This is a genomic window from Actinocatenispora rupis (assembly GCF_016861975.1).
GTDB lineage: Bacteria > Actinomycetota > Actinomycetes > Mycobacteriales > Micromonosporaceae > Actinocatenispora > Actinocatenispora rupis.
Map to the genome: position 1 here is coordinate 71694 of NZ_BOMB01000014.1, position 8933 is coordinate 80626.

Below are 8933 nucleotides of genomic sequence, written 5' to 3' on the forward strand. Positions count from 1 at the left end.
CACCGTGGGAGAAACCCGACCCAACCACCCGACCGATTGGTTCATCAAGCTGGTCGTACGCGGGAGGCGTTGGGGGGCAACGGATCCCGCGTACGAACGGGTCAGCGGGTGGGGGTTCTGGTGACGGTGCCCGCGAGGCGTCTGAGGCCGGCGGCGGCGCCGCCGACGATGCCGCGGGGGAGCAGGCGCAGGACGAGGATCAGGGCCAGACCGTACGCGATGATCTCGACCTGGCCGCCGGCGTGGCTGGACACGTCGGGGAGCCATTCCTTGGCGAAGCGCACCAGGGAGACGACGACGAACGAGCCGACCGCGGCGCCGAAGACGCTGCGGCGGCCGCCGACGGTGGCGATGATCAGGAGCTGGAGCGACACGTTCAGGTCGAGGGTGCTGGCGTCGACGAAGCCGGACCAGCTGGCGTACAGCGAGCCGGCGACGGCGGCGAGTACCGCGGCCAGGACGAACATGGATCGCTTGACGGGGGCCGGATCCACGCCGCAGGACTGCGCGGCGACGGGCGAGTCGGAGATCGCCAGCAGCGTACGCGCGAACATCGACCGGCACACCAGGTGTACGACGACCGTGGCGACGAGCAGGATCCCGGCGGCGAGGTAGAAGAAGTTCACGTCGCCGCCGATGTCCGCGCCGAACACGGTCAGCGGGGTGACCCCGGCGAGCCCCTCGGCGCCGCCGGTGACGTCGAGCTGCTTGACCACGACGCCGAGGATCAGCCCGACCGCGATGGTCGCGAGCGTCAGGTAGTGCCCGGCCGCCCGGAACAGCGCCAATCCCAGCAGGTACGCCAGGAGCCCGGCCACCGCGGCCCCGATCACCAGCGACAGCCACGGGCTCAGGTGCAGCTTCACGGTGAGGATCGCCGTCGCGTACGCACCGGTGCCGTAGAAGGCGGCCTGCCCGAGCGACACCTGCCCGGCGTACCCGGTGAAGGGGACCAGGCCGAGCGCCGCGACGGCGAGCAGCACCATCAGCACGCCGTCCGCCATCGTGTACGGATGCACCCGGGTGAACAGGAACGGCACGAGCAGCAGCCCGCCGACGAACACCCCGTACGACAGGACCAGCGTCACCAGGCGCCGGTGACGTCCCAGTACGGCCATCAGACCCGCTCCACCCGTAGCGCGCTGAGCAGCCCGGTCGGCCGCACCAGCAGAACCAGCAACAGCAACGCGAACGCGATGGCGTCCGAGTACCCGGAGAAGTCGCCGGGCAGGTAGCCGGCGGCGACCCGCTCGACGATGCCGAGCGCCAGCCCGCCGACCACGGCGCCGGCCGGACGACCGAGGCCGCCGATCACCGCCGCGGCGAATCCCTTGAGCCCCAACGCGATCCCGATGCCCGCGTCCGGCGACTGGAGCGGTGCCAGTACGATCCCGCCGATCGCGCCGAGCGCCGCGGCCACCACGAACACGATGAGCGACATCCGGGACGGCGAGATGCCGGACAGCTGCGCCGCCTCGGCGTCCATCGCCGTCGCCCGCATCGCCCAGCCCACCCGGGTACGCGTCAGCAGCAGCCACATCGCGACGAGCACCACGGCGGTGATCGCCACGACCCACACGTACTGCGGGGTGATGTGCACGCCGCCGACGCTGAGCGCGGAGCCCTTCGTGAACGGTCGGGCGAAGTGCGGCTCGGTGCCGACGACGACCAGGGCCACGCCCTCGATGACGATCGAGGCGCCGATCGTCAGCATGATCGTCTGGTCGGTACGCCCGGCGCGGGCCCGCGGCAGCACCAGCCGTTCCAGGACCACGCCGACCGCGCAGGCCAGCACGATCGCCACCAGCGCGGCCAGCGGCGCGGCGAGACCCTTCTCCTCCAACAGCGCGAAGGTGAGTCCGCCGAGCATGACGAACTCACCCTGCGCGAAGCTGATCACGCCGGTGACCTGGGCGATCAGTGCGATGCCCAGGCCGACCAGCGCGTACGTGGCGCCGGTGGTGAAACCGGTGACCACGAACTGTGCCAAGGACGTCATCAGGAGGTGAGCGTCCAGGTCCCGTTCTTCACCACGAGCAGCGCCAACGACGACTCGTCGACACCACCGTGGTTCGTCGGGCTGAACTGGTACGTCCCGAACGCGCCGTCGAAGGTCAGCTTCTCCAGCGAGTCCCGGATGGTCTCCCGGTCGGCCCGACCGCCCTTCGTGATGGCCTGCACGATGAGCGACAGCGCGTCGGCGGCCATCGGGGCGAAGCCCGAGAAGTTCCCGTAGTCGCGCGAGTAGTCGGTGAAGAACTTCTTCTCCGCCTGCGCGGCCGGCGTGGTCGCGGTGATCTGGTCACCGGCTAGCACCCGGGAGTGCACCATGTACATGCCCTCGGACGCGCTACCGGCGCCCTTCACGAACAGCTCGGCGCCCGCACCGGTGTCGAAGTACACCTGGTTCGACGGGTACTTGGCCTGGCGCAGGTTCTGCGCGGCGATGCCGGCCTGCGGCGGGATCGCCCACACCACGACGGCGTCCGGGTGCTTCGCGACGGCCTTCGTGACCTGGACGGTGAAGTCCTTGTCCTTGTCGCCGAACTTCTCGTTGTCGACCAGGTCGATCTTGCCGGCCTTGTCGAGGTCCTGCCACGCCTTGAGCCCGGCCGCCCCGTACGCGTTGTCGACGCTGAGTACGGCGATCTTCTTGATGCCCTTGCGCTGGAACTGCTTGAGCATCACGTCGGCGATGACGGGCGTGTTGCCCGGCGTCTTGAAGATGTACTTCCGCTTGTCGATCGGCTGGACGATGGCGCCCGAGGAGCCCATCGACACCAGCGGCACCTTCTTCGCCTCGACGGTGTCCACGATGGACATCGTTGTCGGCGAGGCACCGCCACCGATGATCGCGGCGACGTTGTCGTTGTCGATGAGCGACTTCGCGACGCTCAGCGACTCCGCCGGGTCGCTCTTGTTGTCCCGGACGATCAGCTTGATCTTCTTGGTCTGGTTGCCGACCTTCACGCCGTTGGCGTTGATCTGCCGGGCGACGAGCTTGAGGGCCCGTTCGTACGCCTCGCCCTGGACAGAGGCCGGGCCGGACTTCTCGATATCGACGCCGATCGGGATCTCGGTGGAGTCGCTCGCGGCGCTCTCCTGCTTGGCGCAGCCCGCACCGACGCCGAGCGTCAGTACCGCGGCGAGTCCGACCGCCATCCAGTGTCGCGTGGACACTTGTTGACCCCCTGCTCCGTACTCGAAAAGGCTTCCGTACAGGCGGGAAACGGCAGACCGGACGGTCGCGTGCCCCACCCGGCGCTCGTGCGCAGTCCGCATCTGCGGCCATCGCGTGAAGTGCAGCGATGATCCTGGTGATCGTCCTTTGCCGGCGTCAAGAGCGAGACCGGCGGGGAAGTCGGATTGATACTCAACCGCAAACCGGTACTACTCGATGTAGTCGAGGAGGGCGGGAACCGGGCACGTCGAACCGTGAAAGACCCGTGACCGGCGGTCAGGACAGGGCGGTCTGGCGTTCGGCCGACCCCGTCGCGGCGCGGGCGATCGCCCGCCGGATCGCGCCCGCCGACGCCGACCGGCACCCCAACGCCGACTGCCGTGCCAGGATGCGGGACTCGGCGCGGAAGAGCCGGATCCCGCGGCGCAGCAACGTCGCCGGCGGCTTGCGGTGCTCGCGCAGGTCCCGTACCAGCCGGCGGACGAACGTGACGCTGCGCGGCCGCCGCAACGCGTACGCCGCGCCCAGGACGCCGCGGTCCCGGCACGCCGCCACGATCTCCGCCGCGAAGATGCCCTCCGCCACGAACACCGGAGCGTCGCCGAGCGTCAGCCGCTCGTACCCGGTGCAGCGGTCGACGCTGATGTCGTAGTGCGGCACCTCGACCGAACCGGTCCGCGCCAGCAACTCGATCGCGGCGACCGCGGCCGTCGCGTCCCAGCTCGCCGGCGACTCCCAGTCCACCGGGTTGTGCTCGGTGCCGGGGCCGCCCGGCTTCGGCGACACCACGTCGTGCTCGTCGCCGACCCGCGGCAGCCGCGGATCGTCGCCGTTCAGGTAGAAGTCGTCGAGCGGGAGCACCGGCAGGCCGGAGTGACGCGCCACGTACGACTTGCCGGAGCCCGACGGGCCCGCCAGCAATATCACCCGGGCGATGTCGCCGCGAGCCCTCATCGCCCCTCCCGGTGTCCACGCGGATCGCCTCGTCGGGCACGCCGCGCGGCGCGCGGTCACGGTGGGCCGTCGCACCCGGCGCCGGGACCTCCCGGACCGACGGTTGCAGGGTACCGACCGTGTCGCTACTTGACCGGCTGCCCCAGGTACGCCTCGTGCACGCGCGGATCCTCGCGCAGCTCCGCCACACTGCCCGCGGTCACCAACGTGCCGCGGTCCAGCAGGTAGCCGCGGCGCGCGACGTGGAACGCGACCGTCGCGTTCTGCTCGACGAGGGCGAGGGTGGTGTCCCGCCCGGCCAGTTCGACCAGGGCGTCGGCCACCTCGCGGACCGCGAGCGGCGCGAGGCCGAGCGACGGCTCGTCGAGCAGCAGCAGCTTCGGCCGGCTCATCATGGCCCGGCCGATCGCGAGCATCTGCTGCTCGCCGCCGGACATCGTGCCCGCCGCCTGCGTACGCCGGTCGCGCAGCTTCGGGAACAGTTCGTACACGGTCGCCAGGCCGTCCGCGGCGAGTGAGCGCGGATGCGGGTACCCGCCGAGGCGCAGGTTCTCCTCCACGGTGAGCCCGGCGAACACCCGCCGCCCCTCCGGTACGAGGGCGAGGCCGGCGCGGGCGCGACGCTCCGCCGGCCACCGGCTGACGTCCTCGCCGAGGAACTCGACGGTGCCGCGCCACGGCCGCATCAACCCGGCGATCGTCCGCAGCAGCGTCGTCTTGCCCGCACCGTTCGAGCCGATCAGGGTGACCGCCTCGCCCTGGTGCACCTCGACGTCGACGCCGTGCAGCGCCTCGATCCGGTCGTACCCGGCGACCAGGCCGCGGACCCGCAGCACCGGTGTCGACGTGCCGGGCTCCGTGGACGTGCTGGCGTCGTCGGTCATGTCCACTCCTCGCCGAGGTAGGCCGCGCGTACGTCCGGGTTGGCGGAGACCTCGTCCGGCGTACCGTCGGCGAGCAGCCGGCCGTGGTCGAGCACCAGCACCCGCCCGGACACCGCGAGCACGCTGGCCACGTCGTGCTCCACCAGCAGTACGGTCACGCCCTCGTCCGCGACCTTGGTGAACAGCTCCGCCAGGTCGGTGCTCTCCGACCGGGACAGCCCGGCCAGCGGCTCGTCCAGCAGTACGAGGGCTGGGTCGCCGGCGAGCGCGCGGGCGATCTCGACCCGCCGCTGCAACCCGTACGCCAGGCTGCCCGCCGGCGTGTCCGCGTACTCCGCGATCCCGACGCGGTCGAGCAGCCCGGCGGCGACCTCCCGCTCCGCGGTGATCCTCCGGTGCGCGCGCGGCAGCCGCACCATGTCGCCCAGCGCCGTGCCCCACCCGCGCGCCACCCGCGGCAGCAGCACGTTGTCCAGCACCGACAGCGACCCGAAGACCTGGAGATTCTGGAACGTGCGCGTGATGCCGTGCCGCGCGATCTGGTGCGGCCGGCGCGCCGACAGGTCCTGGCCGTTCAGCGCGAAGCTGCCGGCGCTGAGGCGTACCGCGCCGGACAGCACGTTCAGCAGGGTGGTCTTGCCGGCGCCGTTCGGGCCGATCAGCCCGATCACCCCGCCGGCCTCGTGCCGGAACGACAGGTCGTCCACCGCGGCGACCCCGCCGTACCGTACGGTCGCGCCCGAGACGTCCAGTACGGCGGTCATCGGACCGGGGCCCGGTGCAGAGGTGACATCTTTCCCTTACCATCGTTGCTCGTCGGTCCGGCTCCGCGCCGATCGCTCGGCCGGCCGGTTCGTGGCTGTCCGGTTCGTGGCCGTCCGGTGCCGGTTGGCCGATCATCGCGGCGAAATGCCACGTCCCGGTATCGACGAGGGTGCGGGCGATATCTTCGTGTGTTCGTCTCGACTCCGTCAAGGTAACCTCGACCCCCCGCTGTGGGGATCGATGCGGATCAATCCGAGAGTTGGGCACCGTGGCTGTTTCGGAATGCGGTATCCGGCAGGAGGCACCGGCACGACACGTAGTCGCGCTGACACCCTCCGACCGCAGTCTCGGCCCAGGTGGGCCGGGCTGTGCCTTATACCACTTGCCGGATCCTGCCCGGGGTTTCTCTTTCTCAGTGAGCGTGGTGGAATCTCGGGGGTTCGGTGTGGTGGCCCGGCCCGGTAAACGGCACGCAGTCTCGGAAGGCGGCAAGCAGTGAGCAAGCGGACCGCGGCGACCCGGTCTGGGCGCCCGCGCCAGCGGACCCTCATTCCGCGGCTGAGCGACGTCCGCATCCAGTCGAAGCTCGGCCTGATCCTGCTCGTCCCCGTGCTCGCGGTCGTCGCGCTGGCGGGTATCGAGCTGGCCACCGCCGGTCAGACCCTCGTCGACACGCGCCGGGTGGACGCCACCATCAAGCTGAGCAACCAGGCCGGCACCCTGATCCAGGAGCTGCAGAACGAGCGGCTCTCGGCCGCCCAGGTCCTGCTCGCCGACAACCGTACGGCCCGGACCAGCCTCACCGACGACTTCAAGCGGCAAAACGGCGTCACCGACCAGCAGATCGCCGCGTACAAGGCGCAGCGGGCCAACGTCACCGACCCGCCCGCCGACATGGCCGACGAGCTGGGCCTCATCGACAACCAGCTCGACTCGCTCAGCAAGAACGGGCGGCTTGAGGTCCTCTCGCCGTCGGACGCCACCGTCGCCTCCGTGACCTTCCGGTACCAGGTGCTCATCTCGGAGCTGCTCGACCTGCGGCAGTCGGTGGTCAAGATGACCGGCGACCGGCCCCTGTCCGACGAGCTGTCCGCCAACGCCGCGCTCTCCCAGGCGAAGGAGTACGCGGCGCAGGAGCAGCTCTCGCTGCTCCGGGTGATCGCCGACAAGCAGGGCTTCGACAACACCAGCTTCGAGTCGTTCCTCGGCACGCTCACCGGCCAGCAGTCGGCGTACGACGCGTTCAACCGCACGGCCACCGAGGACCAGCAACAGCTGCTCCAGGACGAGGTCAACGGCCCGCACGTGCAGGACTCGACCGCGCTGGAGACCGAGGCGCGCACCGACGGGCTCGGCAACTCGCTGTCCATCACCGCCACCTCCTGGAACAAGGCGATGTCCGAGCGGATCACCGCGATCCGCGGCGTCGAGCGCGACCTCGACGCGCAGGCGTCCGCGCACGCCCAGGACCAGGTCGCCTCCGTGGTACGGAAGGTCATCGCGGAGTCCGCCGCCGGCCTGCTCGTACTGCTCGTCGCGATCGTGCTGGCGCTGCTGGTGGCCCGGGCCATGGCCCGCTCGCTGCGGCGACTGCGCGAGGGCGCGCTGCGCGTGGCGTACGAGGGGCTGCCGCAGGCGGTGGCCCAGCTGGAGACGGCCGACTCGATCGGCGGCATGAGCCCGGACGAGATCGCCAACCAGGTCGGCGACCCGATCGCGGTCCAGGGCCGGGACGAGATCGGCCAGGTCTCCGAGGCGTTCAACGTGGTCCACCGCGAGGCGGTCAAGACCGCCGCCGGCCAGGCCGTCCTGCGCGCCAGCGTCTCCACCATGTTCGTGAACCTGGCGCGCCGGTCCCAGCTGCTGGTCGACCGGCTCATCGGGCACCTCGACCGGCTGGAGCAGGGCGAGGAGGACCCGGACCGGCTGGCCCAGCTGTTCCAGCTCGACCACCTCGCCACCCGGATGCGCCGGAACGACGAGAACCTGCTGGTCCTCGCCGGCGCCGACTCCACCCGGGCGCGCCGCGAGGCCGCCCCGCTCGGTGACGTACTGCGGGCCGCGCAGTCCGAGGTCGAGCAGTACACCCGGATCGAGTTCGGGGTGGTGGACCGGGACGTCGAGGTCGAGGCGACCGCGGTCAACGACGTCGTACACCTGATCGCGGAGCTGCTGGACAACGCGACCGCGTTCTCGTCGCCGGACACCGCGGTCGTGGTGGACGCGCGGCGGGTCGGCGACCGGGCCATCGTGCAGATCGAGGACCGCGGCATCGGCATGTCGGCCGACGTCCTGGCCGAGGTCAACGAGCGGCTGGCGAATCCGCCGCTGGTGGACGTCGCGGTGTCCCGGATGATGGGTCTGGTCGTGGTCGGCCGGCTGGCGTCCCGGCTCGGCATCAAGATCGAACTCCGGCCGGCGGCCGAGCGCGGCACCATCGCCGACGTCACCCTGCCCGCCACCGTACTGGCGGCCCTGGACCGGCCGGCGCAGCAACGTCCCGCCACCGGACTCCCCGCACAGGCCGCACCGCTCGCCCTGGAGACCGGACCGACCGCGCCCGTACCGCCGGCGCCGGAGCCGGCGGCCGACCCGATGCCCGGCGTCCCGTTCCAGCCGGCGGCACGCGACACGATCGCCGACGCCGCGAACGGGCACCGGCACACCAACGGCATGTCCGCGCTGCCGCGCCGTTCGCCGGCGCCGCCGCCCGGCGACGAGCCGAAGCCGGCCGCCGAGCCGACCCGGCGCAGCCTGTTCGACCCGGTGCCGCGCAAGCCCAGCGAGGACGACGACGCGCAGGGCGACTGGTCCGCCACCCCGCCCGCGCAGAACGCCGACCGTACGGACAGCTGGGCGCTGCCGGCAACGGACAGCCGCAACAACGCGTGGGCGACGCCCGCCGACGCGGACGAGTCGTGGCCGGCGCAGCTGGCCGGCGGCAAGGACGAGACCTGGCCGCCGAAGCGCACCGACGACCGCGCCGACACCCGTCCGGTACCGCCGGCCGACGACCGGCCCGCCGTACCACCGGCCGACGACCGTACGGACCAGCGCCCCGCCGACGACCGTACGGACTCGTGGCAGGCGGACTCCGCCCGGCAGAGCGCGACGGACCGCTGGTCCGCGAAGCCGGCGGAGCGGCAGAA

The 8933-nt window shown here is 71.5% G+C and carries 7 protein-coding genes; 1 reads left to right on the plus strand and 6 read right to left on the minus strand.

All coding sequences use genetic code 11. From position 1 onward, the window contains the following. Window positions 1-101 precede the first annotated feature (101 nt). The 6 genes from Aru02nite_RS13065 to Aru02nite_RS13090 form a co-directional block, all read right to left on the minus strand. Window positions 102-1118, minus strand: coding sequence for a branched-chain amino acid ABC transporter permease (locus Aru02nite_RS13065; RefSeq protein WP_203657747.1), 1017 nt, complete (start codon window positions 1116-1118; stop codon window positions 102-104). After that, a complete protein-coding gene (locus Aru02nite_RS13070) occupies window positions 1118-1999 on the minus strand; it encodes a branched-chain amino acid ABC transporter permease (protein ID WP_203657748.1) in 882 nt (293 codons plus the stop codon). Before Aru02nite_RS13070 ends, Aru02nite_RS13065 begins: the two co-directional genes overlap by 1 nt. Continuing rightward, window positions 1999-3180 (minus strand): ABC transporter substrate-binding protein, encoded by a 1182-nt coding sequence (locus Aru02nite_RS13075; RefSeq protein WP_203657749.1) that lies wholly within the window; start codon window positions 3178-3180, stop codon window positions 1999-2001. The genes Aru02nite_RS13070 and Aru02nite_RS13075 overlap by 1 nt, the downstream gene beginning before the upstream one ends. Before the next feature lie 277 nt (window positions 3181-3457). Beyond that, window positions 3458-4135, minus strand: coding sequence for a uridine kinase family protein (locus Aru02nite_RS13080; RefSeq protein ID WP_203657750.1), 678 nt, complete (start codon window positions 4133-4135; stop codon window positions 3458-3460). A gap of 125 nt (window positions 4136-4260) precedes the next feature. Beyond that, a complete protein-coding gene (locus Aru02nite_RS13085) occupies window positions 4261-5019 on the minus strand; it encodes an ABC transporter ATP-binding protein (protein WP_203657751.1) in 759 nt (252 codons plus the stop codon). Then, complete coding sequence (locus Aru02nite_RS13090; protein WP_203657752.1) at window positions 5016-5783, minus strand: ABC transporter ATP-binding protein; 768 nt, start codon at window positions 5781-5783, stop codon at window positions 5016-5018. The genes Aru02nite_RS13085 and Aru02nite_RS13090 overlap by 4 nt, the downstream gene beginning before the upstream one ends. Window positions 5784-6279: 496 nt before the next feature. Here Aru02nite_RS13090 and Aru02nite_RS13095 point away from each other — a divergent pair. Next, window positions 6280-8933, plus strand: a 2654-nt coding sequence (locus Aru02nite_RS13095; RefSeq protein WP_203657753.1) for a sensor histidine kinase, incomplete at its 3' end; no start/stop codon positions are given.

Coding starts and splice junctions, on each gene's coding strand:
- Aru02nite_RS13085 (WP_203657751.1), bottom strand. CDS start 5,019: ATGACCGACGACGCCAGCACGTCCACGGAGCCCGGCACGTCGACACCG.
- Aru02nite_RS13065 (WP_203657747.1), bottom strand. CDS start 1,118: ATGGCCGTACTGGGACGTCACCGGCGCCTGGTGACGCTGGTCCTGTCG.
- Aru02nite_RS13080 (WP_203657750.1), bottom strand. CDS start 4,135: ATGAGGGCTCGCGGCGACATCGCCCGGGTGATATTGCTGGCGGGCCCG.
- Aru02nite_RS13090 (WP_203657752.1), bottom strand. CDS start 5,783: ATGACCGCCGTACTGGACGTCTCGGGCGCGACCGTACGGTACGGCGGG.
- Aru02nite_RS13070 (WP_203657748.1), bottom strand. CDS start 1,999: ATGACGTCCTTGGCACAGTTCGTGGTCACCGGTTTCACCACCGGCGCC.